The organism is Bacillus sp. 3255 (assembly GCF_031456485.1).
Taxonomy (GTDB): domain Bacteria; phylum Bacillota; class Bacilli; order Paenibacillales; family NBRC-103111; genus Paenibacillus_E.
Genome location: NZ_JAVDUS010000015.1, coordinates 160,612 through 186,122 on the forward strand (window position 1 = coordinate 160,612; position 25,511 = coordinate 186,122).

The following is a 25,511-nucleotide window of genomic DNA, read 5'->3' on the forward strand; positions in this document are numbered from 1 at the left end:
CGAAACAATGACCCCCGACCCCCGAACCCGAACTTCCGAACCCCGACCCCCGAACTCTCGCGATTACGATCCCTGACTCTCTGTACAAGGCAAACACCTCGTAACTTATATCCGGTTTATCGGGCGGCGCATTCCTACATCAGCCACCTTGTCCAGTCTAGTCCTTAGTACCTGGCGTGAACCTAGTGTCCCGACACTCAATTCATTGATAAAACGCATTTTCTGTTGTATCTATAAACTACAATTCGTACCTCCGCATCATAAATATGCGAATCCGAATCATCGGCGTATCCTAACCATCTCTTTTTGGACAGCGTACCAAAAATAAGCACCCGAACCCCGACCCTGTCCACTGCACCAACAATTCGTAACTTGCATTTTATCGGGACGGTTCATACCTGCATCAGCCACCAGCCTCAGGGTCGCCCTTACTACCTGCCGTGAACCAAGTGCTCGGGCACTCAATCTATTGATAAAACATATTTTCTGTAGTATCTACAAATTATAATTTCTACTTTTGAATTCCCAAAACTGAGCTTACATGCTTTTATCCCTAATTAGAATTATTTACAATAGACACTAGATCCTATAGGATAACTTCCACTAAAAACTCCAACCTGATTTACTGCTGCTAAAACTCTGAACCGAATTATTTCTACAGAAACCCTAGTAAGGTAGCCTCAACAACACTCTAAACTGAGTTGCATCTGCTAAAAATCTAGCAGAGAATTACTTCATCAAATCTCTTATAGGTTTAATTTGACCCAATTTTTCACAGGATTACTTCCACTTAAACTCTAACCTGATCTATCTCAACTCAAAGAATTACGTTTGCTTTGTATATACAACAGAATCTTTTATTTATGAATATTAGGCATGGTTAGAGCAGCTTTTTGTAAAAAATATTTCCGACAAACCCTTCCAATCGGAACATATGTTTGGTATAATAAAGGAGAACAAATGTTTGGTGTTGGGGTGGGATAGTGAGCAGACAATATGTTAATCTGGATTCAACAGTGCTTCATACAGAAGAGGAATGTGAGGAGTTTTTGTCGGAATTGCGCTGGTCCAGCGGCTTTCATTGTCCTTGGTGTGACCATAACGAAGCGTTCAATATACGAACGAGAAGATTATTAGAGTGCAAGGAGTGCCGCATGCAGGTTTCCATTACCGCGGGCACAATCATGCATAAATCAAAACTTCCATTACTGGTCTGGTTTCAGGCTATTCACCTTTACATTCAAGCGGAGGGGAGTATGACGGTTAGTAGTCTTGCCCGTTCGCTAGGAATAAATTATAGAAGTGCCCAACTTCTAATGAAAAAAATTATATTTTCGTATGAATATACGAATCATAGGCTTAATGTATTAAGTAAGTCAGAAAATTCCGGGGTAAATGTGCAGAAGCATACATCTCAAGCAGACTCGGACTGTCAGCTAATATCGATAGGGTCGACACCAGCGAATCTCTCCGAACTGACTCCGAAATCTTCATTTTCCTCATCAACTTCAACTTCAACTTCTACATCTAGTCCCACATTTACTTCCATATCTACTTCCTCATCTACTTCCTCATCTACTTCCTCATCTACTTCCTCATCTACTTCCTCATCTACTTCCTCATCTACTTCACTTTCTACTTACTCCTTAAGCACCGTTACTTCTTCCTTGAGCACTTCAACTTCATCGACTTGGGATTTTCAATCCTATATCGAATCCAAGATGAATCGATTAAGTAACAAATTAAGCATACGGCGCATAGATCCTAGGAAGCCTATCGGTCTATCACATTATCATAATAAGTTGAAAGGTAATCATACGTTAGATTGTCGTACCTTGCTGCGGAAATGGTTCAGAATGGCGGTTTCGAACTATTTTTATCCGACTTTTCTTAACTATTTCCAAATGTCAGCGTAAATATGGCGTACATCTACATCCTCCACACCATATCGGCGGTAGGATGATTTGACCCCGATCTTTTTTTCAGGCATGATGAGGAAGTAACATATGCTGATATTTTGGAGTAGGGAGCGAGCCGCGAATATGAAAAGGACGTTGCAGATTCCGATTCATTTCTATCGAAAGTTTATATCGCCGTTGAAGCCGCCTACCTGCCGGTTTTATCCTACATGCTCGCAGTACGCACTGGAGGCCATAGAGGTTCATGGAGCACTGAAAGGATCATGGCTCTCGGTCAAAAGAATATGCAAATGCCACCCGTTCCATCCAGGCGGAATCGACTATGTACCGCCGCGGGAGGATAAATTAACTCATAACGATCAGTCGGCTTGACAGGCGGCTCTTCTTTTCGATATATTTGCCTTAAGATGTTGAATATGGTTCGATGAACGGATAAGTACAAATGGAAGCCTATGAACAGAGAGCCGGGTCAGGTGAAAGCCGGTATAGGAACAAGTTTGGAATATGGTCCCGGAGAATAAGCCTTCGAGCTGCCCAGTGTTAATGTCACAGCTGTGATTTGCATGCACATTTGGGAGTAAGCTGGCTTCGTGTCCCAGCGTTAATGGGCAAGTCAATATTGACTTACTGAGCCCCGAGCTTGCGAAAGGCGGGGGAACCTGGGTGGTACCGCGTGAGTTCAGCTCTCGTCCCAAGATGGATGAGGGCTTTTTGTGTTTTCTACTTTTGTTTTAGGAGGAACGAGGAATGACAACGAAATCGAACAGTTTCTACATCACAACCCCGATTTATTATCCGAGTGATAAGCTTCATATCGGTCATGCTTATTCGACGGTGGCTGGCGATGCAATGGCGCGATATAAGCGCCTGCGCGGCTTTGATGTCCGGTACTTAACAGGAACGGATGAGCACGGTCAGAAGATTGAACGCAAGGCGCAGGAGAAGGGGACGACTCCGCAACAATTTGTGGATCAAATCGTTGCCGGTATTAAGGAGCTCTGGAGCAAGCTTGATATTTCTTATGACGATTTTATTCGTACGACGGATGATCGTCATAAGCAGGCGGTTGGCAAGATTTTTCAAAGATTGCTTGATCAAGGCGATATTTATTTGGGTGAGTATGAAGGCTGGTACTGTATCCCGGATGAGTCTTTCTTCCCGGAAAGCAAGCTGGTTGACGGGAAATGTCCGGATTGCGGACGTCCTGTCGAGAAAATGAAGGAGCAAACGTATTTCTTCCGCATGAGCAAATATGCGGATCGGTTGGTGCAATATTATGATGAGAATCCGGATTTCATCCAGCCGGAGTCCCGCAAGAATGAAATGTTGAACAATTTCATCAAACCGGGTCTTGAAGATTTGGCGGTATCGCGGACAACGTTCGACTGGGGGATTAAGGTTCCCGGCGATCCTAAGCATGTCATCTATGTTTGGATCGACGCGCTGTCGAATTACATTACTGCACTGGGCTATGGCTCCGAAGATGACAGCTTGTTCGAGAAATATTGGCCCGCTGACGTGCATTTGATGAGCAAAGAGATTGTGCGTTTCCATACGATTTACTGGCCGATCATGCTGATGGCGTTGGATATTCCTCTGCCGAAGAAAGTGTTTGCGCACGGCTGGCTGCTCATGAAGGACGGCAAGATGTCGAAGTCGAAGGGCAATGTGGTTGATCCGGTAACGTTGATTGACCGTTACGGTCTCGATGCGCTTCGGTATTACTTGATGCGCGAAGTTCCTTTCGGTGCTGACGGTACGTTCACGCCGGAAAGTTTCGTGGAGCGGGTCAATCATGACCTCGCCAATGATTTGGGGAATTTGCTGAACCGTACGATCGTTATGATCGATAAGTACTTCGCCGGCCGAATTCCCGCTTATGTTGCCGGGGCTACCGAATTCGACGAAAGTCTCCTGGAGACTGTCCGCACAACGGTAGCGAAGTATGAGGAAGCGATGGAGAAGATGGAGTTCTCCATCGCCCTGGCCGCCGTGTGGCAGCTGATCTCCCGCACGAACAAATATATCGACGAGACGCAGCCGTGGTCGATGGTAAAAGACGAAGCCAAGCGTGAAACTCTTGGCTCGGTGATGTATGTGCTGGCCGAGTCCCAGCGCATTTCATCCGTATTGCTGCGTCCGTTCCTGACGAAGACGCCGCAATTGATCTGGCAGCAGCTTGGTCTGGCTGCTGAAGAACTGCCACGCTTGACCGGATGGGAAAGCGTGCAGAGCTTCGGGCATCTCCCTGCGGGCACCACGGTGCAGAAGGGAGAGCCGATGTTCCCGAGACTGGACGCCGCGGCAGAGGTTGCCTACATCGTCCAGGCGATGGGCGGAGGCGACGCTTCCAGCGCCGCCGAAGAGAAGGCAGCAGCCCCTGCAGAGGCTGCTTCGAGCGTACCCGCGCCGGAACCTAAGGACGAAATCGGCATTGACGATTTCGCCAAGGTGGAGCTGCGCGTGGCACAGGTGATATCGGCGGAGCCTGTCAAAGGCGCCGATAAGCTATTGAAGCTGCAGCTCGATCTCGGTTACGAGCAGCGGCAAGTCGTCTCGGGCATCGCGAAGTTCTACTCGCCCGAGGAGCTGGCTGGACGCAAGGTCATCTGCGTCACGAACCTGAAGCCCGCCAAGCTGCGCGGCGAGCTGTCCCAAGGTATGATTCTCGCCGCATCGCATGGCGACCAATTGACGCTTGCCACTGTGCCGGATTCGATGCCGAACGGCGCCATTGTCAAGTAAGCGAGCACATGCCGCTTCCCTGTAATTACTAAGGGGAGCGGCGTTTTTTTTGAGGTGTACCGGGCATTCTAAAGGAAACTAATCACGAATTACGGAGTGAGATGCATGAGTGCTCGGTACGCGAAGCTATTGTTTATCACAGGCATGGTGTTCGTTCTGACATCTTGTTCGCTTTTTGGCGGAGGCTCAGATAAAAAGAAAGAAGAGAAAGAGAAGAAGGAAACGAAAGCCCAAGGCAAGAAGGAAGACAACAGTATCATCAACCAAGAGTTGAAGAAACAGTATGAGATGTATAATGAGATCATTCAATATAAGTGGCAACAAGAAGAGAAGTTGAACAAGCAATCCGAAGAGCGATACAAGAAGCTGAAAGAAGAGAGCGAGAAGTCCCAACAATCGAAATCCGATAAGAAGGAAAGCTCTGACAAATCCAAGAAGAAAACAGAAGATAGTAATGGGAGTTCCTCTTAGGATTTAAAGAATTAAGGCTATGCTGTGACAATTCGCAGCATGCCTTTTTTATTTTAGCCGGCTATTGTATTGACTTCATCTGGGGGGACTCGTATAATCAATTCGTTAATAAAAAATATTACGATTTAGACATGGGTGGAGTGAGGTTCCTTGGTTCGTATAAAAAAAATACTTCTTATAGCATTATTGGCTGTAATGGCAATGTTGATCGTTGGTTGCGGCAGCTCTTCGAAAGCAACATTGGTTGAAGGCAAAGTGAATGTGGTCACCAGCTTTTATCCTCTATATGAGTTTACGAAGGAGATTGGCGGCGAGTATGTGAATGCCATCAACCTCGTTCCGGCTGGTGTAGAGCCTCACGATTGGTCGCCAAAAAGCAGAGATATCAAAAATATGACACAAGCCCAAGTTTTCGTGTATCAAGGCGCGGGGTTTGAAGGTTGGGTAAAAGATTTCTTGGGGAGTCTGTCCGCAGATTCGACTTTAAAGGTTGTCGAGGCCAGTCAAGGGGCCAATTTGATAAAAACGGCAGAAAATAAAGAGGAATTCGATCCTCATGCATGGCTAAGCCCGTTAAATGCTGTAAAAATGGCTAATAATATTAAAGATGCGTTAATTAGCGCCGATCCTGCGCATAAGGAAGCGTATGAACGAAATTATGCCAGCTATGCGGCGAAATTAAACGATTTGGACGCTCGTTATAAAAAAGAGCTAGGTCAGACGTCGAAGAAGGAAATCGCCGTATCCCATCAAGCTTTTGCCTACTTGTGCAGAGATTACGGTTTGACGCAATTGGCGATTATGGGGTTATCGCCTGATGCCGAGCCTACGGCGCAGGATTTGAAGAAAATGAATGAATACATCAAAGAGCATCAGTTGAAATATATATTTTTTGAGGAGCTTGTATCCGATAAGCTGGCCAAAACGCTGGCCAATGATGCCAAGGTAGATACCATGGTCCTCAACCCCCTAGAAGGCTTAACGGAAGAGCAAGCGAAAGCCGGCGAGACGTATATTTCGATTATGGACAAAAATTTGAAAAATCTAGTGATCGCTTTACAATAAGAAGAGAGGTTTCAAGCTATGAGCCAAAAAGATTTTTGCCACCGGAGTATCGTATCGATCGATGATGTGTCTTTCTCATATGAGCAGAAGAAAGTCATTGATAAGCTCCAGTTTCAAGTGCTTGAACGGGATTTTGTCGGTGTCATCGGCTCGAACGGCGCTGGGAAAACGACCTTGCTCAAAATGCTCGTCGGGCTCCTTAAACCGACAAGCGGTGAGATTCGGCTGTTCGACAGTCCGCTGAGCCAATTCAAAGATTGGGAACGAATCGGCTATGTTCCCCAAAAAAATGCGTTCAACCCTCTTTTCCCGGCGACTGTCCGGGAGATTGTTTTATCGGGGATGTACAGCAAGAAGCGGATTTATCGCCGGCTGTCCAAGGCCGACCTGCAAAAAGCGGAAGACGCGATGCTCGCTATGCGCATCGAGGACTTGGCTGACCGCAAAATCGGCCAGCTGTCCGGCGGCCAGCAGCAGCGCGCTTTCCTCGCGCGCGCCATCGTCAACAACCCGGAGCTGCTCATTCTGGATGAGCCAACGGTTGGCATCGATGCCGAGACGCAGAGCGGATTTTTCCGAATGATCCGGCACATGCACCAGCATCATCATATGACGTTCATCATGGTATCTCATGACATGGACATGATGCAGTCTTATTTGGGTGCGGAGCCCAAACAGGTTAGCGGCGGGATTAAGTTTCATGTGAAGCACACCCATGATCCGGAGGATTGCCGAGAGACGAATTTGACACATTCGATCGGGCAGATTCGCGAGATGATCGGAGTTCAGTAAGGAGCGGGCATTTTGGACATATTTACGGAGTATTTTTTTCAACGCGCTTTAATCGGTGGCATACTGATTGGGCTAATCGCGCCTTTGATGGGCGTTTTTCTTGTCCTGCGGCGGTTATCGATGATCGGGGATACGTTGGCCCACGTCTCGATCGCCGGGGTCGCCCTCGGGTTTCTCATTCATGTATATCCGCTTGGCGTCGGTCTGGTATTTGCGCTGCTGGCTTCGTTCGCAATTGAACGGCTGCGCAAAGCCTACAAGACCTATGCGGAGCTTTCGATCGCGATCATTATGTCAGGCGGCGTAGCGCTTGCCACGATACTTTTTACGCTCGGAAAAGGCTTTAATATGAACGTCATGAGCTATTTGTTCGGGAGCATCTATACGCTCGATCAACAAGACTTATGGGTCGTGCTCGGCGTTACGGTGCTTGTTGTCGGCGTCATCGCCGTACATTTCAAAGAGTTCTTTCTCATGTTCTTCGATGAAGATGCAGCGAGCGTAAGTGGACTTCCGCTCCGGTATTATAATATGATGATTACAATGCTGACGGCGCTTGTCATTTCCGTTGCTATCAAAATCGTGGGGGCTCTTCTTGTTTCCTCATTGTTAACGATTCCGGTAGCGTGCAGTCTGTTAGTGGCAAGAAGCTTCAAGCATTCGGTCATTTTAGCTGTGATTTTCTCGGAAATTGCCGTGGTGATCGGACTGGTCATTGCAGGTGTATGGGATCTCGCTCCTGGCGGAACGGTCGTCCTATCGCTTATTGCGATATTGATCGGGATCATTTTAAAAAGAGGATTGAGGATTTGATATGGATTCTGTGAATTTGTGGATTGCGTTATGGGCGGGGATTGCCTCATTCATCTCGCCATGCTGTTTGCCATTATATCCATCTTATTTGTCCTACATAACAGGCATTTCGGTTAGTGAATTGAAATCCGGCGAAACCTCAGCCCAAGTACGCAGGCAAACGATGCTGCATACGTTAAGCTTTATCCTTGGATTTTCGATCATTTTTTATGCACTAGGACTTACGGCCGGTTTCCTTGGCAATTTCTTCATCGATTACCGGGACCTGCTGCGGCAAATAGCGGCTTTGCTGATTTTCATTATGGGTTTGTTTCTGTTAGGCGTCTTCCAGCCTCAGTGGCTGATGAAGGAGCGTAAACTGCAGATCAAGTTTCGCCCTGCGGGATACTTGGGCTCCGTGCTGATCGGGATGGGTTTTGCCGCGGGGTGGTCGCCTTGCGTTGGCCCTATCTTATCCGCGATTCTAGCGCTTGCAACGACGGAACCGGGGACCTGGTTCCAATTGACGACCGCGTATTCATTGGGCTTTGCGATTCCTTTTTTCGTGCTCTCCTTCTTCATCGGGTCGACGCGCTGGATTTTGCGTTACTCCAACCTGATTATGAAAATTGGCGGGGGCTTGATGCTCATAATTGCCATTTTGCTGTATACGGGCAAAATGACGCAAATCACCCTATGGTTGAACACCATAACCCCCGAATGGTTGAAATTTTAATAAATCTCGTTCGTGCTTTCTATGTGAAATATTCGATTTTGGCCTGAGGGAATTTATCAAAGATACGTTCTGTGATAAATTCCCTTAGTGCGTCTGCCTGTTCGTCGGGATACACGTATTTTCCCCGGCCATAGCGGCCCCATTTGTATTTACGTTTTTCTTCATCCATTTCCAGCTTCGTTTTCGGATATCGCTTTTCAATGATATTTTTGGCGGTTTTGGTGAACCGGTGCTGAATCATTTCAAAGGTCAAATCTTCCGCTGCTTCAGGCGGAAGCTCTTTGTGCAGCCGTTCGAGCAATTCGGCATAGCCTTGCTCCCAACCTTCATGCCAAATGATCGGGGCGATGATGAAGCCTAGGGGATACCCGGCTTTGGCCACTTTGCCCGCGGCTTCAATTCTTTCATGGAATTTGGAAGTTCCGGGCTCGAAGTTTTTGATCACATAATCTGCATTTACACTAAAACGAAACCGGGTATGCTTGTTATGCTTGGCATCGAGGAGCGGCTCGACATGGTGATACTTGGTCACAAACCGCAAACGTCCGTGTTCCTGCTGTCCCATAAATTCGATCACTTGCTTCAATGAGCCGGAAATATGCTCCAACCCGACCGGATCGGAAGTACAGGCCGCCTCGAAGCGGGTAATTTCGGGAAGCCTTTCGTCGATATACTTCTGGGCGGCACCGAGAATATCATCCATGTTGACATACACACGAATGTAAGGCTTAGCGCCAAGCGTCGTCTGAAGGTAACAGTAATGGCAGTGTCCCATACAACCGGTGGCGATCGGAATCGCATATTCGGCCGACGGCTTGGAGGTATCGAATTTGAGCGTTTTGCGTATTCCGACAACAAGCGTTCGTTTGGCTATGCGGTATTTCTCAAGTTCGGAATCGCCGGGAAGATCGCGGATTTGATTGTGGGAGGTTGTCATATGGATCTCCAAGCCTTGGCCTTTTGCCCATTCATAGATTTGCTGGCCTTTGGTATAATTCATAGCATCAGGTTCAAAATAAACAAGCTCCGGTACGAACACGGATGTCGTTGGAACGGGTCTGGCGAGCAGCTCGGTAGACATGGGAAACTCCTTTCATCGCGTGTAATCAAGCGTGTTCCTGTCGTTTAGTGTACCATCGCCGCCGCCGATTGAGTCATGGGAGATTTGACCGCGTCTAGGTTGATGGATTATGATAGGTAAGCAAGTGGCAGCAAATTAAGGAAAAAGCAGGGGGAAATAACGCAATGGCTACACCGAGCATGGAAGACTATCTGGAGAGAATATATAAGCTCATAGACGAGAAAGGTTACGCTCGTGTCTCCGACATTGCTGAAGGGCTTGAGGTGCACCCCTCATCCGTAACGAAGATGATTCAGAAGCTGGATAAGGATAACTATCTGATTTATGAGAAATACCGCGGCTTGATGTTAACCCCGAAAGGGAAGAAGATGGGCAAGCGATTGGTGGACCGGCATCAACTGCTCGAGAACTTTTTAACGATCATTGGCGTCCAAGAGGATAATATATATAAAGATGTAGAAGGAATCGAACATCATTTGAGTTGGGACTCCATTACTTGTATCGAAACGCTGGTTGAGTATTTCCGCAGAGACGAAGCTCGGGTCGGCGAACTCATGAATGTGCGTAAAGATTTAGATGCTGATAACTAAGCAGAGACCGCAGTTTGCGGTCTCTGTTTTTTTTTGCGCATAGAAACAAACTGCTCCAGCATACATAACAAAGAAAGCCCTTTGTTAGATTTCGGGGAGGGGTGTCGAATTTGTTAATCAACGGTGTATTCGAGGGCGGTGGCGTGAAAGGGATCGCTTTGGCCGGAGGCGTCAGTGCGGCGATGAATCAGGGACATGTCTTTCATCAAGTCGCAGGTACAAGCTCAGGCTCGATTGTGGCGGCTTTTCTGGCTGCCGGTTACACAGGGGAGGAAATGAAAGAAATGATCATGAGGGCGCCCTTCAAATCGTTCCTGCAGCGCTCGCCGATCTTCAATGCCAAAATTATCGGTCCCGCCGCGCGGCTGCTGATTAAGAAAGGGCTGTACTCCGGGGAAGCGCTGGAGCACTGGGTCAATCTTCAGCTTGCAGCAAAAGGGATTCGTAATTTTGGCGATCTCCGGAAGAACCAGCTGCGCATCATCGCTTCCGACATTACGCAAGGCAAGCTGCTGATATTGCCGGAAGACATCGCGCAGTACGGGATTGATCCCCGGCAGTTTTCCATTGCCAAAGCGGTTCGCATGAGCACGAGCATCCCTTACTTCTTCGATCCGGTGATGATCCGCCGCAAAATAAAAAGCTCTGCGAAGGCAACGCCTTTCACAGAGCAGTTTTATTATATCGTGGATGGCGGCTTGCTCAGCAACTATCCGTTATGGTTATTCGACGAACCGGGGGAGCGGAAGGAGAAAATTCCCGTTATCGGCTTCCAGCTCGTCGGCAAGAGCGATTTGACAACGCACCGGATCCGAGGCCCCATTACGATGCTCGAAGCATTGTTCGGCACGATGCTCAGTGCGCATGACGAACGCTACATCGAGCAGAAGAACCGTTTCCGGACCGTGAAAATTCCAACGCTAGGTGTCGGAAACACACAATTTAACTTGTCGAAGGAATTGAGCTTAGCCTTGTATGATTCCGGGTACCGCTCATCCAAGGATTATTTCAACAGATGGTCCGCACAAATCTATGAAGCGGAATATGAGAAATATGTGCAGCGGATTCCCACAAAGTAAAGCGGATTAATGATATCTCGGATAATCGTCCGAATCAGAGTCTTTGGATCCGTTAATGACCCGAAACTTGGCGTTCTTCCTTTTTACTTTGGATGGGCCGCGGCCGAACGATATCGTCTTCCAGCGATTCGGCGGGAATTTGTACAGCAGAAAGATGATGCCTAACACGAGAATCGGTATGAATAAAGTTGGCAGATTGACCAACAATCCAATCGCAATCAGAACACCGATGGCGATTTCGACCGGCGAAAATCTTCTTCTCATGCCCGTCCCTCCATGATTCTTTTTTCGGCTTCGCGCATCCGGTTGAAGGAAGCGATCGATACCTCGACTTGACTGTCTTCTGGCTCTTTGGTTGTTAACAGCTGCAGCCACAGTCCCGGATATCCCAGGAAGCGCAGCACCGGCACATCGCGCAAGGAGTTCGTGAATCGCAGCACTTCATACGATACCCCGATGACGACTGGAAGCAGCAGCAAACGCTGTACGATGCGCTCCACATAACCGTCATAGTGCAGGAACGAGTAAATGACGACTCCGATCAGCACGGTGAAGACGATGAAGGAGCTGCCGCAGCGGTAGTGCAGCGTGTTGAATTTCTGCACGTTGCTGACCGTAAGCTCAACCCCGGCTTCATAGGCGGAAATTACTTTGTGCTCGGCCCCGTGATACTGGAACAGCCTGCGAATCATAGGCGTTAAGGATATGAAATAGATATATCCGACAAGCAAGATGATTTTGATTACGCCTTCTATAAGATTATGAAGAATTTGATTGCTAAATACATTTTGGAACAAAAACTGTTCAATAACGGCGGGAACCAAGGTGAACACGAATTTGCCAAAAAGAAAGGACAGTACGCCGACGACGGCGACACCCAAAATCATGGAAATGTTGGAGAAAAAGCCCGGTTTCTCCTCTTTCGCAGCGGCTTTATCCTGGTCGCCTTCCTGCTCGGCGAATGATTCGGCGGAGAAATTGAGATGCTGTGCGCCTTTGGCGCTGGATTCGATAATGCCGACGATCCCGCGAATGAATGGGATTTTTTTGAGTGTTTGAACCCAAGGGATATCTTTCTTCGGAACTTCAAGGAAATCCATTGATCCGTCTTTCTTGCGCACGGCGGTTACATGCACATTTCTTCCTGCGAACATGACGCCCTCGATGACGGCTTGTCCACCATATATACTGTTTTGTTCTGCCATGAGATCCACCTTCTTATCAGTCTTCGATTCGGTTTGACGTACTTTCTTATTGTAACGGATTCAGGGGTTGAATGCTACCGATAACGGTAGAACATACTATTCATGCCTGATATTACGTGAACCTACGTTAAGAAAGGAAGAGAATCGCAGATGAGTGAGAAGCAAGTGGAGAAAATCAAAACGAACCGGTGGCTGTTTGCGGTTTACATCGGTTTTTTTGCAGGGCTTATATGGGGAGCAGTGAAAATCGTTGAGCAATATTTGAAATTCACCAAAATATCGATTGGTTTTCTCGTAGAACCGTTCTTTAAGCATGACTTTTTGCTGACATGGCAGGGGGTGCTGATCGGTTGGGGATTTTTCATGCTGTTCTCCATCCTGGCTGCCTTCATTTACATGGTCACGATGTGGAAGCTGCAGTCGGCCTGGTGGGGAATCGGTTACGGCGCTGTATGGTGGGCAGCCATATATTTGTTGATCGGACCGCTCGCGGGGATGACTTACTGGATCGGCGATCTCGACCTGAATACCAACCTGAGCGATTTCTGTTTATTCCTGGTCTGGGGGATGTTCATCGGTTATTCGATCGCAATTGAGTACACGGATACGAAGACAAGAACGCCTATACACAAGACATGAAAGTTATGGTAAAATATCAAAGGTTAAATAGGCTCATAACGTCTATGTGACTGAAAAATGCTGGGGAGTGATTCCTGTTGAAAAAAGTGCTGGTCATTAACGGGCCCAACTTGAATATGCTGGGCATTCGTGAACCAGGCGTCTATGGAACGGTTTCCCTTTCAGCCATTATTCAAGGCTTGACGGAATTAGCCGAGGTCTTGTCGGTTGAACTGGAGTGCTTCCAATCGAATCACGAAGGCGCAATTATCGATAAAATTCATGAAGCCTTCGGAACGAAGGACGGCATTCTCATTAACCCCGGTGCGTTTACGCATTACAGCTATGCGCTTCGCGACGCGCTAGCCGCGGTTCAATTGCCTGCTGTCGAAGTGCATTTGTCGAACATTCATAAACGCGAGGAATTCCGCCATCACTCGGTTACCGCTCCCGTCGTCCTCGGACAAATCAGCGGGTTCGGACCCCAGAGCTATGAACTTGGCTTGCGGGCATTAGTATCTCATATGTAGAATCGTAGAAAGATTGGTGATTAAGATGCAGGAGAAACGTATTGAACGTCTTCGCAAGGTTATGCAAGAGCAACAATTACCGGCTGTACTCATCACGAATGCCTATAACCGTACATATGTATCTGGCTTCACCGGTTCTTCCGGTTATGTACTTATCACATTAGACCGCGCAATCCTAATAACCGATTTCCGTTATATGACGCAAGCGCCTCAACAAGCCAAATTGTTCGAGGTCGTCGAACACGGTCCTAAACCGATGGAGACCGTTCTGGCGCTGCTGCAGAAGCAAGGGCTCACGCAGCTTGGATTCGAGCAAGGAGACGTGTCGTACGGCGACTATCTCAGCTACCAGGCCTCCTTGCCGGGCATTGAGCTTGTGCCGACCTCGCGCCTGTTTGAAGTGATCCGCATGGTCAAGGACGACGCAGAGCTGCAAGTGATGCAGGAAGCGGCGGATTTGGCCGATCAGACATTCTCGCACATTCTGAACTTCATTAAACCTGGCGTGAAGGAATTGGACATCGCCCTCGAAATCGAGATGTTCATCCGCAAGAACGGCGGAACGTCGACTTCCTTCGAAACGATCGTCGCTTCCGGCGAGCGCTCGGCGCTGCCGCACGGCAAAGCCGGTGAAAGACTGCTTCGGATGAACGAATTTGTCAAATTGGATTTTGGAGCGTATTATAAAGGGTATTGCTCAGATATCACTAGAACGGTTATGCTAGGTAAGCCTACAGACAAGCACAGAGAAATCTATGATATCGTTCTGGAAGCCCAACTGAATTGCTTGGCTAATCTAAAGCCCGGCATCACAGGCAGAGAAGGCGATGCTTACTCGCGTGATGTCATCGTGAAGCATGGCTATGGGGATTACTTCGGCCATGGCACCGGTCACGGACTGGGCATGGAGATTCACGAATCTCCGCGTTTGTCCAAAACCGAGGATACGATTTTAACTCCTGGTATGGTGGTTACCGTTGAACCCGGCATTTATCTTCCCGGCTTCGGGGGAGTGCGCATTGAGGATGACGTCGTAATTACCGACACCGGCATTAAAATACTTACAAACTCTACAAAAGATTTTCTTATTATTGACTAGCGGAGGGATTCACAAGTGATTTCAGTAAATGATTTCAAAACAGGTCTTACGATCGAAGTAGACCACGATATTTTTACCGTATTGGATTTCCAACACGTTAAACCAGGTAAAGGTGCTGCATTCGTGCGCTCCAAGCTGAAAAACCTGCGCAACGGCAACACCGTTGAGCGCACATTCCGTGCAGGCGAGAACGTTGGCCGCGCGCACATCGAGAACCGCGAAATGCAATACCTGTATGCGAGCGGCGATGAGTATACGTTCATGGATAACGAAACTTTCGACCAAACGAGCCTGTCCCGCGACCAATTGAAATGGGAACTGAATTTCCTTTTGGAGAACATGAACATCAAAATTATGAGCTACCAAGGTGAAATTCTGGGGATCAACCTGCCGAAAAGCGTTGACTTGAAAGTCGTTGAAACAGAGCCGGGCGTGAAAGGCAACACGGCGCAAGGCGCTCTGAAATCCGCGAAAATGGAAACAGGTCTTGTTGTTCAAGTGCCTCTGTTCATCAACGAAGGCGACGTGCTTTCCATCGATACGGATGACGGCAAATATATCTCTCGCGCCTAGTCGCTGCTAGGACAAGCCTCTCTGACTTGACAGTCAGGGAGTTTTTTTATATGGCGCGTCCAATTCGTATCACAAAAAGACATTTTATGCTATAATATTGAATTGTTATGCACTAGTATGCGTTAGGAGTGGGTCAGCTTTGTCTCTAATCGTGATGAAATTTGGCGGAAGCTCTGTCGGTGATGCGGAGCGAATGAAGCGTGTGGCAAAAAGAATCGTGGAGCGAAAACAAGCAGGGCACAAGTGCGTTGTTGTCGTATCTGCGATGGGAGATACAACGGATGATTTGATCGACCTGTCTAAGCAAATTTACGACGGAGCCCCGCCGGCTCGTGAAATGGATATGCTGTTAACGACTGGGGAGCAGGTTTCCGTAGCGCTCCTATCGATGGCGATACATAGTTTAGGGGAGCAGGCGGTTTCTTACACCGGCTGGCAGAGCGGTATTTATACAGAAGCTGTGCACGGCAAAGCGAGAATTACCGATATTCAGCCTGAGCGTGTGCTGAGAGCGCTGGATAACGGCAATGTTGTTATCGTAGCCGGCTTCCAAGGGATGACAGAAGCTGGAGAGATTACAACGCTGGGCCGCGGCGGTTCCGATACGACGGCTGTTGCGCTTGCTGCTGCCATTAAAGCGGATCTGTGTGAGATCTACACGGACGTCGACGGGATTTATTCGACGGATCCACGCATTGTGAAAGTAGCGAGAAAGCTTAACGAGATTTCTTATGACGAAATGCTCGAGCTTGCCAACCTGGGAGCGGCCGTGCTTCATCCCAGAGCGGTGGAATACGCCAAAAATTATAACGTTACCTTAGTGGTGCGTTCCAGTTTTACGAACAACGAAGGGACCAACGTGAAGGAGGAAGCAGTGATGGAGCAAGGGATCGTCGTCCGCGGCATCGCATATGACAAGAATGTGGCAAGAGTAAGTATTCTAGGTGTACCTGAGAAGCCGGGCCAGCTGGCCAAAGTATTTTTGGCGCTTGCCGAGGTGCAAATCGATGTAGACATCATCGTACAAAGCGGCGTAATCAACGGATCGGCGGATTTCTCATTCACGACGACACTGGCGGACCGTGAGAAAGCGCTGGATGCGATCGAATCCATTCGCGGTGAAATCGGCTTCCGTGAAGTCACTTCCGAAGTCAACCTGGTGAAAGTATCCATCGTGGGCGCAGGCATGGTCAGCACGCCAGGGGTTGCCGCGACGATGTTTAAAGTCATTTCCGATCTGGGCATCTCGATCTCCCTCGTCAGCACGTCCGAGATCAAAGTGTCCTGTGTCATTGACAATTCCAACCTGAACGAAGTCATTCAATCGCTGCATACCGCATATGGCTTGGACACAACGGAGCAGGCTTTCGTTGGCGGCCCGCAAGATCGCAGATAATACCTGTCAGCTGAATTTATCCGATATGAAATAAGCAAGTTTAAGCAGAAAAGCGGTAATCCCGGCGGCCATCAGAGGGCCAACCGGAATTCCGCGCAAGAATACAATACCGAATATGGAACCGATAACTAGACCCACAATCAACTGTGGGTCTATTTTCAATAGCTCCAAACCTTTGCCATTCATATAAGTAGCAATAGCTCCGCCTAGCAAGGCGATAATGCCAGGCCATGTCGTGAAGACCGATAAGATATGCTTCATTGTGATGCGTTCGCTGGCAAAGGGCACTAACACGCCGATCGTCAGGAAGAGCAGCCCCAGCTCCAGGCCTCTTCGTTCCATCGTCGGAAAGAACCGCACCAGGCCTACCAGTTTTACAGCCAACAGCAAGCAAGAAGCCGTCGTTATGATCGGAGACCGGCCAATGAGTCCAATTACGATGAGTATTACTAACAGTATATTGCCATTCATCCACATAACCCCTCGTCCGCATACTTCCATCTTAGTTTATGAGAGGGGCTTGTATTTAGAACGCCGGGCGAGCCAGATTCCGTTGAAGAAGCACCATTTGATCCCCTTCCAGAATCGGGACCTGGTCTGTGATATTCGTTTGCGCGCAAGCGACGATATCCGCCTGGAATCCGGTTTTGCACATTTTTTTGCCATTCGAGCATGTCAGCAAAGTATCAAGCAGCCGGTCCTTCACCTGCAGGTAGCACCCCCGCATGGCTAAACCGAAATCATTGGTCGATAATGGTTTCTCCCCTACTACCGCAGCCAATTCTTCCAGCATATGCCCCGCACAAAGTCCGTCTTCCAGAGAGAAGACGTCCTGCGTTCCCGCACATACAATGACGGTGTCGCGTTTCAGATGGGCGATGGTTTCCGCGCATGCCCGGCTGTTCAAGAAAGAGCCTGCGAGCACATTGTCGGCTTTTACCGCTTTCTGGATACCGCGCGTGCCGTTCGTCGTCGTCAGAATGATGCGTCTGCCTTGAATGGCTTCCTTCGTGTATTCCAGCGGCGAGTTGCCGAAGTCGAACCCCGGTATTTTTTTGCAGAATCGCTCCCCGCCCAGCAGATCGCCTTCCCGGTACAGCTCCTTGGCTTTCAGAACGGTCTCTACAGGGACGATAGATTTACAGCCGTGAACGAGTGCGGTTACAATCGTGCTCGTTGCCCGCAAGACATCGATGACGACGACGGTTTTATGAAGCAAATCGTCATTCCTTGCTTCGCCGATAGTGGCGACTACTTCGATATGCATGATTTAATCCTTTCTGGTACCTAAGGACAACGTATCGGAACGCAGCCCTCTCCGCAGCGCTTCCAAGGCGATGATTTCATGGGGAGCGATGTTGCCCAGATGGATCTGCGGTCCAAGCATGTTGATCAGATGCACCTGCTGGCTCTTAAGCGGAGCTTCCCAGAGAAGCCGGTCCCCCGGCACCGCGGAGAGAACTTGCTCGACTTCCTCGTCCTTACATTTCCCTTGTTGATCGAAAATGCCAACCCCCATGCCGGATTCGCGGGCTTCTACGGTGACGAGAACAGCCCCCATCTCCGTATCCAGCATGACCGTTTCGATGAGCTCCTCCAATTCAATCGCGGAACCCCATCCTTTTTTGCCATATTCCGTAACGACCTCTAGTCCTTCTTCGATCCCTCTTTTGATAAGCTCATTGCGCAGCTTGCGGGAGAAGTCGATGGTTCCGTTGGAAATTTCCAAGCCATTGAATCCGAGTGCGGTGACCATGTCGAAATAATCGTCTACTGCATTCTGTGTAATGGCAACCTCTAGAAAAGTGCCTCCGGGATAGATGCATATCCCGTTTTCTTTGGCTAAATTGATCTTGCTTTTTAGCACGGACTCCGGGTAAAGCGGAGAGGTGCCGAACCCGAGCTTAATCATATCCACATGATGGCTCGCCGTATGAAGCAAATCTTGGAAAGCGCACGGTCCTAAACCTTTATCCATCACCATCGTCTTACCCAGCGTTCTTGGTTTGGCCTGCCGTCTACCTGTTGGGTCGGCCAGAACGGGGTTCCAATTCAAATAAGAGGTCACTTCCATCTTTATTTCTCCTCACTGTCCTTCGAAGGTTCAATATGAGAACAGCATATGCATGGGGGAGAATGGTGGTGCCCAGTATGCCTAAAATCAGACGAGCCTGCATAAGGTAGGGTAGAAAGCTTTGACCTTTTTTACGAGAGGAGTAGAAACGATGAACAAAATTGTCCTTACGATGGCATCCCTCAGAATGATGTCGGGAAGTTTCGAATTGATCGCAGCGATTGTCATGTTGCGGCTGGCTACGGTGGAGAAAGCGCTCCTGGTGAACTCTACGCTTGCTCTAGTAGGTCCTCTAGTACTGCTAGCAACGACTACGATTGGATTAGTAGGGATCGCAGAGAAGCTTTCTTACGGAAAGATGCTCTGGGTCCTTGCGGGAGTAAGCTGTCTTTTCATTGGTATTTTAAAAAAGTAATCGGTCATATTTCTTTCTATTAAATCATAGAAATGAGTATAGAAGACTGGACAACTTGGAGGGATGTCTAACTATGTTGAATGCCGTCCTGCACATCTTCCCCCACACGCTCCGGGTTCTCTTATCGGCATTGCCGCAGGACGTACAAGCCGGCGTCGAGGAAGTCAGGGTACGAGAATCGCGGCCCCTCGAGATTAGCTGGGGCGACGGGTATGCGTTCGTTGACGATCGCGGCAAACCGGTGACTCAGGAAGAGATGGCCTACAAGCCGACCAAACAAGATTGTCACACGCTGCTGGAGATGCTCACGAACCATTCGATGTATACGCATGAGGAAGAGCTGCGCAGAGGCTATATTACGATTGCCGGAGGCCATCGTGTGGGACTGGCTGGGCGAACGGTGCTCGATCAAGGTGATGTGAAGCAGATTCGCGATGTGAGCTCGTTCAACATTCGAATCGCCCGCGAAGTGCAGGGTGTCGGCAGGCAGGTTCTGCCGCACCTGTTCGATCCTTACCGCCGCAGCGTTCACCACACGCTTGTCATCTCGCCGCCGCAGCAAGGGAAGACGACGCTGATTCGCGATTTGGCCAGATTGATCTCGCGGGGGGAATGGGGGGCGGGCGGCTTGAACACATCCGGGAAGAAAGTAGGAGTCGTCGACGAGCGCTCAGAGCTTGCGGCATGCGACAAGGGCGTGCCGAGATTCGATCTGGGGCCGCGCACCGATGTGATGGACGGATGTCCGAAGGCGGAAGGCATGATGATGATGATTCGCTCCTTATCGCCGGATGTGCTGATCGTCGATGAAATCGGAAGGCCGGAGGACGCAGCGGCCATTCATGAGGCCGTTCATACCGGAATCCGGATCGTAGCGACCGCCCATGGCGCCGATTACGAGGATGTACGGTTAAGGCCGGTGCTGAAGCAGCTTTTGGAAGAGGGTGTATTTACGAGATATGTCATCCTGCATCGAAGAAAAGGCGCCCCGGCTTCCTTTCGAATCTTGGACCGGCTGGGTCAACCGCTGGAGCTCAATCCTATGACTAAAGGATGATGAAAGATGCTGAAATTTTTGGGCGGTGTTCTCATTATCGGCGCTGCAACCTTGTACGGTTTTCTGCAAGCCGCACATTACGTCAGGCGCCCCAAACAAATCAGATTGCTGATCTCGGCGCTGGGCCGGATGGAGACGGAAATCACTTATGCCCTGACACCGCTGCCGGAAGCCTTCCAGTCGTTAGGCAAGCAGGTTGCGGAGCCGCTCTCCTCCTTATTCCGGTTGACGGCTGAACGATTATTGGCCGGCGATGGGGCATCTACCCGGGAGATTTGGCATAAGAGTGTTAGAGAGGTGTGGACGAGAACTTCGATGAAGCAGCCCGAACAAGAGATCGTTCTGGGGCTGGGAGCCGTTCTTGGGGCGACGGACCGGGCCGATCAGATCAAGCATTTGCGGCTGGCCATCTCGCAGCTGCAGACCGAAGAGACCGAGTCAAGGGAAGAGCAGCGGCGCTACGAGAAAATGTGGAAAAGCCTCGGCGTCCTAATCGGAGCATTGATCGTCATTTTGATGTATTAAGGGAAGCAGGGGACTCTTCAGGAATGTTCCTTGTCAACAGAGTGAGGTGCCTGGAATGAACGTAGATGTGAATGCCATTTTCCAGATCGCCGGCATCGGCATCATCATCGCGATGATCCATTCGGTGCTCAAGCAGATGGGCAAAGAGGATATGGCACACTGGGTCACGGTCATCGGCTTCGTGGTCGTGCTCTTCATGGTCGTCAGCATGCTGGATCATTTATTCAAAGAAATCAAAACGATCTTCTTATTCCAATGAGGTGCGCCGTATGGAAATCATCCAGATTGTCGGCTTGGGGCTCATCGTCACGATACTGACGCTCATCATTAAGGAGCAGAAACCCATGTTTGCGTTCTTGCTGGCCGCCTTTACCGGCATTCTGATTTTCTTGTTTCTCATCGGCAAAATCTCCAGTGTCATCCAGGTGCTCGAAGAATTGGCGCAAAAATCCAGTATCAACATGGTGTTTCTCAAAACGATCCTGAAAATCATTGGCGTTGCCTACATTGCTGAATTCGGCGCCCAAATCGTGCGTGATGCCGGACAAGAATCCATCGCCTCCAAGATCGAGCTATCCGGCAAAGTGCTCATCATGGTGATGGCGATTCCGATCATTACCGTCATTATCGAAACCGTCGTGAAGCTGCTGCCCGCTTAGATGATCCATTTAGGAGTGACGACTTATGAACCCACTTTATTCGTACCAGAAGTTGAACAACCGTTGGCTCCTTCTGCTTATCATGATCATGGCGCTGTGGCTGGGCATGTCGAACTACGGGGCGGCCGAATCGCCGACGGACGCGATAATCAGAGAGCAGGCCGAGCATTTGAATACGGAGCCTGTCGAGCAATATTGGGATAAGCTCATGAGAGATTACGGGGGCTACTTCCCCGAAAGCAAGACGCCGAGCTTCATGGAGCTGCTGATGGGCACGAAGGGCATCTCCGTCACAAGCTTGTTCAAAGGCTTGCTGCGTTACGTGTTCCACGAAATTATTATCAACGGCAAGCTGCTGGCCTCCATCGTGATACTGACGATTTTCAGCATGATCCTGGAGACGCTCCAAAGCTCCTTCGAGCGGAATACGGTCAGCAAATTAGGCTATTCCATCACCTATATGGTTCTAATCATCATCGCCATTAACTCCTTCAGCATAGCGATCGGATATGCCAAAACCGCCATTAGCTCCATGATCCAGTTCATGATTGCGATTATGCCGCTGTTGCTGACACTGCTAGCCTCTATGGGGAATGTGACGTCCGTAGCGATCCTGCATCCGCTGATCGTCTTCATGATTCACTCCGTCGGTACGGCGATTTATGTGTTTGTTTTTCCGCTTCTGTTCTTCTCGGCGGTGCTGCACATCGTAAGCTCGCTAAGCGATAAATACAAGGTTACGCAGCTGGCGAACCTGCTCCGAACGATCAGTCTTAGCGCGCTAGGCGTCTTCGTAACGGTTTTCCTCGGCGTCATCTCCATCCAGGGGACAACCGGGGCCGTGCGCGACGGTGTCGCGATTCGAACGGCCAAGTACATCACGGGCAACTTCGTACCTGTCGTCGGCCGGTTATTCTCCGACGCCACGGAGACGGTCATCGGCGCATCGCTGCTGGTCAAAAATGCGATCGGTCTCGTCGGTGTCGTTATACTCATCATGCTGTGCGCCTTCCCGGCGGTCAAAATATTAACGCTAGCCTTCATCTACAATCTGTCGGCAGCTATCATGCAGCCTTTGGGCGACAGCCCCATCATCGCTTGTTTGCAAACGATAGGCAAGAGCTTGATCTATGTGTTTGCGGCCCTCGCCGCCGTAAGTTTAATGTTCTTCCTGGCTCTGACAATCATGATTACGATCAGCAATGTCTCCGTGATGATGCGGTGAAAGGAGATCAGCTATGGATTGGTTAGCCGGATGGCTGAAGACGGTCATTATGGTCATAATGCTGGCTACTTTCGTCGATCTTCTGCTCCCCAGCAGCGCCATGCAGCGGTATGTCAAAACGGTGATGAGCCTGTTCATCCTGCTGACGCTCTTATCGCCGGTGTTGCAGCTGTTTCAGAAAAATTGGGATGTGGAGCAACTGCTAAGCGCAGCCGAACGAAAGCAGAATGATACGACGCTCCTGGCCGGCGCGAATGCGGGAAGTTCGGGGATGCAATCGCTCGAGGCCATCACGCAAACCGCCCGGAAGCTGCAAGCTGAGGGTCAGAAGCAATCCCAGCAAATGCTGCAAACGCAAATAGCGGGACTAATGAAAGAAGATTTGCAAAAGCAGACGGATCTAACCGTCAAGGACGTTCAGGTGGTTGCACAAATTGACAATAACGGGAAGCCCGCCATTGCAAGAGTGAGGGTCACCCTTGATGATATAGAACCGGGCAGCCAGGCGCAGCCTTCTCCCGGCTCCAACAGCATTGCAGTCATGGAACCGGTTAAACCGATTGACCCCATACGGATTGACGCCAGCGCCGCCAACGCCAAGGATGAGAAAGCGGCCGCAGCCCCAGAAGTTACAGCCCGGTCCCGGCAGGAAATCGACAGACTGAAGCAAGGTATCACGCGCAACTGGCTCGTAGAGCCGGCGCACATTGATATTCAAGTCGAGCAAGGAAATGGAAGGATTGCGAGGTGAAAAGGTGGGAACATTGCTGCAATGGATGGAGCACAAATTCGGCGGAGGCCCGGGTGGCCCCAAACGCAAAAACACGGTCCTATGGGTTATCATGATCGGACTTTTGGGTGCGGCGCTGATGATTTTGAACGCATTTATGACTGTCAAAGAGGTTGATCCCATCAATACGGGCCGAGCATCTCCGCCACCAAGCCAAGAAACGTTCCTCGGCGGTACGCCGAAGGAGAATTCAAGCTTCCACGACTATGAACAAGCCTATCAAGCTCAGCTGAAGGAGATTTTGCAGAAAATCGTTGGCGTCGGCGATGTGGAAGTGCTGGTGACGATCGAATCGACGGAGGAACTGACCGTCGACAAAAATTACAACGACAACCAGCAAATGACGACAGAACGCGACAACGGCGGGGCGACGCGGAATATTTCCCAGGTAACGCGCAGCGGGGAAGTCGTTCTCTATCAAGTGTCGGGCGACCAGAAGCCGCTCGTGCTCAAATACATTAAGCCGAAAATCAGAGGCGTCATCGTTGTGGCCAAAGGCGCCGAAAATTTAACGGTGAAGAAAATGATATCCGAGGCTGTAGAACGGGGATTGGATGTCCCGGTACACCGAATTTCCATTTTACCCCGGAAAACCGGGGAATAAATGCCAAGCTAATTATAAATGAGGAGGAATAAACAATGAACGCAAAAAGACAAACGATTTGGCTCGTATCCATGCTCAGCTTGATGGTGGTGCTCTCCGCGTACTATTTGTTCACCGAGGATGTCAATAAGCTTGATCTGGCATCGACGGCAACGACGAAGACCGCTCAAGAAGTGAAGATCGATATGAGTCAGGTTGATCCTGTCAGCGGAGCAAAAACAGATGTGAAAGCAACAACAGGCACTGACGCAAAAGTCGACAACAAAGCGGTAACGCCGCAAGATTCTACAAAAACAGATGTAAAAACGGATGCTAAAACAGATGCTAAAACAAATGTGAAAACAGATGTGAAAACAGATGCCAAGACGAATACAAGCACAAGCACTAGCACAAGCACCAGCGCCAAAACGGACGATCAAGTGCTGAAGCAAATGGAAGAGCAAGCGAAAACGACTTCCGCCAGCGATTTCTTCACGAACGAGCAAATGAAACAAAGCGAATATTTCAGCAAAGCATCCACGGAGCTCATGGAAATCATCGTTGATGCGAAGAAGACGCCTGAGGCTGTAGCGAAAGCAACGAATGACCTTGCCAAGCTGACAGACGTTCAAGAAAAAGTTGAAAATCTGCAAGATGTGCTGATGAAAGACTTCCCGCAGGCGATCATCAATCAAGACGGCAACAAATGGAAGGTCACCGTTCAAAGTGATAAACTGGAGAAAAGCCAAGGCGTTACAATCGTTGACATGGTAGTGAAAGAGCTAGGCGCAGCACCGGAAAACATCATGATCAAATACGTGCGCCCATAGGGACGCGAGGCTGCCGAGCCTTCTCGAAATAGCGATGGAAAGGGTCCGGACAAAACTGGACTCTTTCCATTTCTTGCGTTTATGGGTATAATACATACGTTGCGGCTATGAAACCGCATTTTTTAATGGTTCACCAACTTTGAAGGAGTGACATGAATGTTCAAATTGAGTGAAATCAAAGAGTTAATCAAACTCGTCGATCAATCCTCTTTACAAGAACTTGAAATTGAAAATGAAGGTGCGCGCTTGTCCATTCGCAAGCCGAATAAACCTGAGCCTGTATACGTAACGGCCCCCGTTCAACAAACATATGCTCCGATCGCCCCAAGCGCTCCTGTGAACACAGCGCCTGCTGCGGCAATCGAGACTTCTGCTCCTGCTGGACATGCCAAGCAAGAGGACTTATCTTTACATAAGATCGTTTCGCCGATGGTAGGAACTTTCTATCAGTCTGCTTCCCCTGGTGCCGCTCCTTTCGTAAGCGTTGGCCAGAAAGTCGGCGACAAAACCGTCGTATGTATCGTTGAAGCTATGAAATTGATGAATGAGATTGAAGCAGAGATCAAAGGCGAAATCGTCGAAGTGCTCGTCGAGAACGGGCAGCTTGTGGAGTACGGTCAACCTTTATTTCTGGTAAGACCGGAGTAAGTCAGTTTTCCGCA

30 protein-coding genes and 1 pseudogene are annotated in these 25,511 nt (G+C 49.3%); 25 read left to right on the top strand and 6 right to left on the bottom strand.

From position 1 onward, the window contains the following. Positions 1 to 1,016: 1,016 nt before the first annotated feature. The 8 genes and pseudogenes from J2X61_RS36435 to J2X61_RS22115 all read left to right on the top strand — a co-directional run. Positions 1,017 to 1,148 (top strand): annotated as a pseudogene (locus tag J2X61_RS36435) (transposase); the annotation flags it as partial. 894 nt (positions 1,149 to 2,042) lie between these two features. Beyond that, positions 2,043 to 2,291, top strand: a complete 249-nt coding sequence (gene yidD, locus J2X61_RS22085) for a membrane protein insertion efficiency factor YidD (RefSeq protein WP_274467913.1) — start codon at positions 2,043 to 2,045, stop codon at positions 2,289 to 2,291. Between the two features lie 375 nt (positions 2,292 to 2,666). Beyond that, positions 2,667 to 4,664 (top strand): methionine--tRNA ligase, encoded by a 1,998-nt coding sequence (metG, locus tag J2X61_RS22090; protein WP_310190618.1) that lies wholly within the window; start codon positions 2,667 to 2,669, stop codon positions 4,662 to 4,664. A 105-nt stretch (positions 4,665 to 4,769) separates the two neighbouring features. Continuing rightward, complete coding sequence (locus J2X61_RS22095) at positions 4,770 to 5,135, top strand: hypothetical protein (RefSeq protein WP_274467915.1); 366 nt, start codon at positions 4,770 to 4,772, stop codon at positions 5,133 to 5,135. Positions 5,136 to 5,330: 195 nt separating this feature from the next. Further along, positions 5,331 to 6,200, top strand: coding sequence for a metal ABC transporter substrate-binding protein (locus J2X61_RS22100; protein ID WP_310190621.1), 870 nt, complete (start codon positions 5,331 to 5,333; stop codon positions 6,198 to 6,200). Between the two features lie 18 nt (positions 6,201 to 6,218). Then, positions 6,219 to 6,992, top strand: coding sequence for a metal ABC transporter ATP-binding protein (locus J2X61_RS22105; protein ID WP_274467918.1), 774 nt, complete (start codon positions 6,219 to 6,221; stop codon positions 6,990 to 6,992). 12 nt (positions 6,993 to 7,004) lie between these two features. Beyond that, positions 7,005 to 7,805 (top strand): metal ABC transporter permease, encoded by an 801-nt coding sequence (locus J2X61_RS22110; RefSeq protein WP_310190624.1) that lies wholly within the window; start codon positions 7,005 to 7,007, stop codon positions 7,803 to 7,805. Position 7,806: 1 nt separating this feature from the next. Next, the gene (locus J2X61_RS22115) at positions 7,807 to 8,520 is read left to right on the top strand and encodes a cytochrome c biogenesis CcdA family protein (RefSeq protein WP_310190626.1); all 714 of its coding nucleotides are present in this window, start codon (positions 7,807 to 7,809) and stop codon (positions 8,518 to 8,520) included. A 19-nt stretch (positions 8,521 to 8,539) separates the two neighbouring features. On the opposite strand, the gene splB is transcribed toward J2X61_RS22115, so the two are convergent. Then, the gene (gene splB, locus J2X61_RS22120; RefSeq protein WP_274467923.1) at positions 8,540 to 9,601 is read right to left on the bottom strand and encodes a spore photoproduct lyase; all 1,062 of its coding nucleotides are present in this window, start codon (positions 9,599 to 9,601) and stop codon (positions 8,540 to 8,542) included. Positions 9,602 to 9,765: 164 nt separating this feature from the next. On the opposite strand from splB, the gene mntR reads away from it, so the two are divergent. Next, positions 9,766 to 10,191: a transcriptional regulator MntR gene (gene mntR, locus J2X61_RS22125; protein ID WP_274467924.1), complete on the top strand. Its 426-nt coding sequence runs from the start codon at positions 9,766 to 9,768 to the stop codon at positions 10,189 to 10,191. 110 nt (positions 10,192 to 10,301) lie between these two features. Beyond that, positions 10,302 to 11,270: a patatin-like phospholipase family protein gene (locus J2X61_RS22130; RefSeq protein WP_274467925.1), complete on the top strand. Its 969-nt coding sequence runs from the start codon at positions 10,302 to 10,304 to the stop codon at positions 11,268 to 11,270. 6 nt (positions 11,271 to 11,276) lie between these two features. Here the strand turns inward: J2X61_RS22130 and J2X61_RS22135 are convergent, their stop codons facing one another. Together J2X61_RS22135 and J2X61_RS22140 are read right to left on the bottom strand one after the other, a co-directional pair. After that, positions 11,277 to 11,534, bottom strand: coding sequence for a hypothetical protein (locus J2X61_RS22135; RefSeq protein WP_274467926.1), 258 nt, complete (start codon positions 11,532 to 11,534; stop codon positions 11,277 to 11,279). Then, positions 11,531 to 12,475 carry a DUF1385 domain-containing protein gene (locus J2X61_RS22140; RefSeq protein WP_274467927.1) on the bottom strand — a complete coding sequence of 315 codons (945 nt, stop codon included), beginning with the start codon at positions 12,473 to 12,475 and terminating at the stop codon, positions 11,531 to 11,533. The genes J2X61_RS22135 and J2X61_RS22140 overlap by 4 nt, the downstream gene beginning before the upstream one ends. A gap of 150 nt (positions 12,476 to 12,625) precedes the next feature. Here J2X61_RS22140 and J2X61_RS22145 point away from each other — a divergent pair, with 150 nt between their 5' ends. From J2X61_RS22145 to J2X61_RS22165, 5 genes are all read left to right on the top strand, one after another. Next, positions 12,626 to 13,114 carry a YqhR family membrane protein gene (locus J2X61_RS22145; protein ID WP_274467928.1) on the top strand — a complete coding sequence of 163 codons (489 nt, stop codon included), beginning with the start codon at positions 12,626 to 12,628 and terminating at the stop codon, positions 13,112 to 13,114. Positions 13,115 to 13,191: 77 nt separating this feature from the next. Then, a complete protein-coding gene (aroQ, locus tag J2X61_RS22150; RefSeq protein ID WP_274467930.1) occupies positions 13,192 to 13,623 on the top strand; it encodes a type II 3-dehydroquinate dehydratase in 432 nt (143 codons plus the stop codon). Between the two features lie 25 nt (positions 13,624 to 13,648). Next, a complete protein-coding gene (locus J2X61_RS22155) occupies positions 13,649 to 14,722 on the top strand; it encodes a M24 family metallopeptidase (RefSeq protein ID WP_310190636.1) in 1,074 nt (357 codons plus the stop codon). Positions 14,723 to 14,737: 15 nt separating this feature from the next. Next, entirely contained in the window at positions 14,738 to 15,295 is a 558-nt protein-coding gene (gene efp, locus J2X61_RS22160; RefSeq protein ID WP_274467932.1) for an elongation factor P, read from the top strand. Positions 15,296 to 15,434: 139 nt separating this feature from the next. Continuing rightward, positions 15,435 to 16,691 (top strand): aspartate kinase, encoded by a 1,257-nt coding sequence (locus tag J2X61_RS22165; RefSeq protein ID WP_274467933.1) that lies wholly within the window; start codon positions 15,435 to 15,437, stop codon positions 16,689 to 16,691. A 6-nt stretch (positions 16,692 to 16,697) separates the two neighbouring features. Here the strand turns inward: J2X61_RS22165 and J2X61_RS22170 are convergent, their stop codons facing one another. Genes J2X61_RS22170 through comA form a run of 3 tightly spaced genes read right to left on the bottom strand, consistent with a single transcriptional unit; the run spans position 16,698 to position 18,765 of the window. After that, entirely contained in the window at positions 16,698 to 17,162 is a 465-nt protein-coding gene (locus J2X61_RS22170) for a DUF441 domain-containing protein (protein WP_274467935.1), read from the bottom strand. A 55-nt stretch (positions 17,163 to 17,217) separates the two neighbouring features. After that, on the bottom strand, positions 17,218 to 17,958 hold the full coding sequence (locus J2X61_RS22175) for a 2-phosphosulfolactate phosphatase (protein WP_310190639.1): 741 nt from the start codon (positions 17,956 to 17,958) through the stop codon (positions 17,218 to 17,220). A 3-nt stretch (positions 17,959 to 17,961) separates the two neighbouring features. Next, entirely contained in the window at positions 17,962 to 18,765 is an 804-nt protein-coding gene (comA, locus tag J2X61_RS22180) for a phosphosulfolactate synthase (protein ID WP_274467939.1), read from the bottom strand. A 151-nt stretch (positions 18,766 to 18,916) separates the two neighbouring features. On the opposite strand from comA, the gene J2X61_RS22185 reads away from it, so the two are divergent. From J2X61_RS22185 to accB, 10 genes are all read left to right on the top strand, one after another. Then, the gene (locus J2X61_RS22185; protein ID WP_274467940.1) at positions 18,917 to 19,180 is read left to right on the top strand and encodes a YqhV family protein; all 264 of its coding nucleotides are present in this window, start codon (positions 18,917 to 18,919) and stop codon (positions 19,178 to 19,180) included. A 73-nt stretch (positions 19,181 to 19,253) separates the two neighbouring features. After that, the gene (gene spoIIIAA, locus J2X61_RS22190; protein WP_274467941.1) at positions 19,254 to 20,237 is read left to right on the top strand and encodes a stage III sporulation protein AA; all 984 of its coding nucleotides are present in this window, start codon (positions 19,254 to 19,256) and stop codon (positions 20,235 to 20,237) included. A gap of 6 nt (positions 20,238 to 20,243) precedes the next feature. After that, positions 20,244 to 20,762: a stage III sporulation protein SpoIIIAB gene (gene spoIIIAB, locus J2X61_RS22195; protein ID WP_274467942.1), complete on the top strand. Its 519-nt coding sequence runs from the start codon at positions 20,244 to 20,246 to the stop codon at positions 20,760 to 20,762. A 55-nt stretch (positions 20,763 to 20,817) separates the two neighbouring features. After that, positions 20,818 to 21,021: a stage III sporulation protein AC gene (gene spoIIIAC / locus J2X61_RS22200; protein ID WP_029197158.1), complete on the top strand. Its 204-nt coding sequence runs from the start codon at positions 20,818 to 20,820 to the stop codon at positions 21,019 to 21,021. Between the two features lie 10 nt (positions 21,022 to 21,031). Further along, positions 21,032 to 21,421 carry a stage III sporulation protein AD gene (spoIIIAD, locus tag J2X61_RS22205; protein ID WP_274467945.1) on the top strand — a complete coding sequence of 130 codons (390 nt, stop codon included), beginning with the start codon at positions 21,032 to 21,034 and terminating at the stop codon, positions 21,419 to 21,421. 25 nt (positions 21,422 to 21,446) lie between these two features. Then, positions 21,447 to 22,646 (top strand): stage III sporulation protein AE, encoded by a 1,200-nt coding sequence (gene spoIIIAE / locus J2X61_RS22210; RefSeq protein WP_379239649.1) that lies wholly within the window; start codon positions 21,447 to 21,449, stop codon positions 22,644 to 22,646. Between the two features lie 13 nt (positions 22,647 to 22,659). Beyond that, positions 22,660 to 23,397 carry a stage III sporulation protein AF gene (gene spoIIIAF, locus J2X61_RS22215; protein ID WP_274467946.1) on the top strand — a complete coding sequence of 246 codons (738 nt, stop codon included), beginning with the start codon at positions 22,660 to 22,662 and terminating at the stop codon, positions 23,395 to 23,397. Between the two features lie 4 nt (positions 23,398 to 23,401). Beyond that, positions 23,402 to 24,040: a stage III sporulation protein AG gene (spoIIIAG, locus tag J2X61_RS22220; RefSeq protein ID WP_310190652.1), complete on the top strand. Its 639-nt coding sequence runs from the start codon at positions 23,402 to 23,404 to the stop codon at positions 24,038 to 24,040. A 35-nt stretch (positions 24,041 to 24,075) separates the two neighbouring features. Next, positions 24,076 to 24,849 carry a SpoIIIAH-like family protein gene (locus J2X61_RS22225; RefSeq protein ID WP_274467948.1) on the top strand — a complete coding sequence of 258 codons (774 nt, stop codon included), beginning with the start codon at positions 24,076 to 24,078 and terminating at the stop codon, positions 24,847 to 24,849. Between the two features lie 156 nt (positions 24,850 to 25,005). Continuing rightward, the gene (accB, locus tag J2X61_RS22230; protein ID WP_274467949.1) at positions 25,006 to 25,497 is read left to right on the top strand and encodes an acetyl-CoA carboxylase biotin carboxyl carrier protein; all 492 of its coding nucleotides are present in this window, start codon (positions 25,006 to 25,008) and stop codon (positions 25,495 to 25,497) included. Positions 25,498 to 25,511 lie beyond the last annotated feature (14 nt).

Excerpts from the sequence above, each read along its gene's own strand:
- J2X61_RS22095 (WP_274467915.1), top strand. The coding sequence starts at position 4,770 with ATGAGTGCTCGGTACGCGAAGCTATTGTTTATCACAGGCATGGTGTTC.
- J2X61_RS22225 (WP_274467948.1), top strand. The coding sequence starts at position 24,076 with ATGAACGCAAAAAGACAAACGATTTGGCTCGTATCCATGCTCAGCTTG.
- J2X61_RS22100 (WP_310190621.1), top strand. The coding sequence starts at position 5,331 with ATGGCAATGTTGATCGTTGGTTGCGGCAGCTCTTCGAAAGCAACATTG.
- J2X61_RS22155 (WP_310190636.1), top strand. The coding sequence starts at position 13,649 with ATGCAGGAGAAACGTATTGAACGTCTTCGCAAGGTTATGCAAGAGCAA.
- J2X61_RS22135 (WP_274467926.1), bottom strand. The coding sequence starts at position 11,534 with ATGAGAAGAAGATTTTCGCCGGTCGAAATCGCCATCGGTGTTCTGATT.
- spoIIIAC (WP_029197158.1), top strand. The coding sequence starts at position 20,818 with ATGAACGTAGATGTGAATGCCATTTTCCAGATCGCCGGCATCGGCATC.
- J2X61_RS22105 (WP_274467918.1), top strand. The coding sequence starts at position 6,219 with ATGAGCCAAAAAGATTTTTGCCACCGGAGTATCGTATCGATCGATGAT.
- J2X61_RS22170 (WP_274467935.1), bottom strand. The coding sequence starts at position 17,162 with ATGAATGGCAATATACTGTTAGTAATACTCATCGTAATTGGACTCATT.
- yidD (WP_274467913.1), top strand. The coding sequence starts at position 2,043 with ATGAAAAGGACGTTGCAGATTCCGATTCATTTCTATCGAAAGTTTATA.
- spoIIIAD (WP_274467945.1), top strand. The coding sequence starts at position 21,032 with ATGGAAATCATCCAGATTGTCGGCTTGGGGCTCATCGTCACGATACTG.
- J2X61_RS22175 (WP_310190639.1), bottom strand. The coding sequence starts at position 17,958 with ATGCATATCGAAGTAGTCGCCACTATCGGCGAAGCAAGGAATGACGAT.
- mntR (WP_274467924.1), top strand. The coding sequence starts at position 9,766 with ATGGCTACACCGAGCATGGAAGACTATCTGGAGAGAATATATAAGCTC.
- J2X61_RS22145 (WP_274467928.1), top strand. The coding sequence starts at position 12,626 with ATGAGTGAGAAGCAAGTGGAGAAAATCAAAACGAACCGGTGGCTGTTT.
- spoIIIAF (WP_274467946.1), top strand. The coding sequence starts at position 22,660 with ATGGATTGGTTAGCCGGATGGCTGAAGACGGTCATTATGGTCATAATG.
- J2X61_RS22115 (WP_310190626.1), top strand. The coding sequence starts at position 7,807 with ATGGATTCTGTGAATTTGTGGATTGCGTTATGGGCGGGGATTGCCTCA.
- J2X61_RS22140 (WP_274467927.1), bottom strand. The coding sequence starts at position 12,475 with ATGGCAGAACAAAACAGTATATATGGTGGACAAGCCGTCATCGAGGGC.
- metG (WP_310190618.1), top strand. The coding sequence starts at position 2,667 with ATGACAACGAAATCGAACAGTTTCTACATCACAACCCCGATTTATTAT.
- spoIIIAB (WP_274467942.1), top strand. The coding sequence starts at position 20,244 with ATGCTGAAATTTTTGGGCGGTGTTCTCATTATCGGCGCTGCAACCTTG.
- comA (WP_274467939.1), bottom strand. The coding sequence starts at position 18,765 with ATGGAAGTGACCTCTTATTTGAATTGGAACCCCGTTCTGGCCGACCCA.
- J2X61_RS22185 (WP_274467940.1), top strand. The coding sequence starts at position 18,917 with ATGAACAAAATTGTCCTTACGATGGCATCCCTCAGAATGATGTCGGGA.
- spoIIIAA (WP_274467941.1), top strand. The coding sequence starts at position 19,254 with ATGTTGAATGCCGTCCTGCACATCTTCCCCCACACGCTCCGGGTTCTC.
- spoIIIAE (WP_379239649.1), top strand. The coding sequence starts at position 21,447 with ATGAACCCACTTTATTCGTACCAGAAGTTGAACAACCGTTGGCTCCTT.
- splB (WP_274467923.1), bottom strand. The coding sequence starts at position 9,601 with ATGTCTACCGAGCTGCTCGCCAGACCCGTTCCAACGACATCCGTGTTC.
- accB (WP_274467949.1), top strand. The coding sequence starts at position 25,006 with ATGTTCAAATTGAGTGAAATCAAAGAGTTAATCAAACTCGTCGATCAA.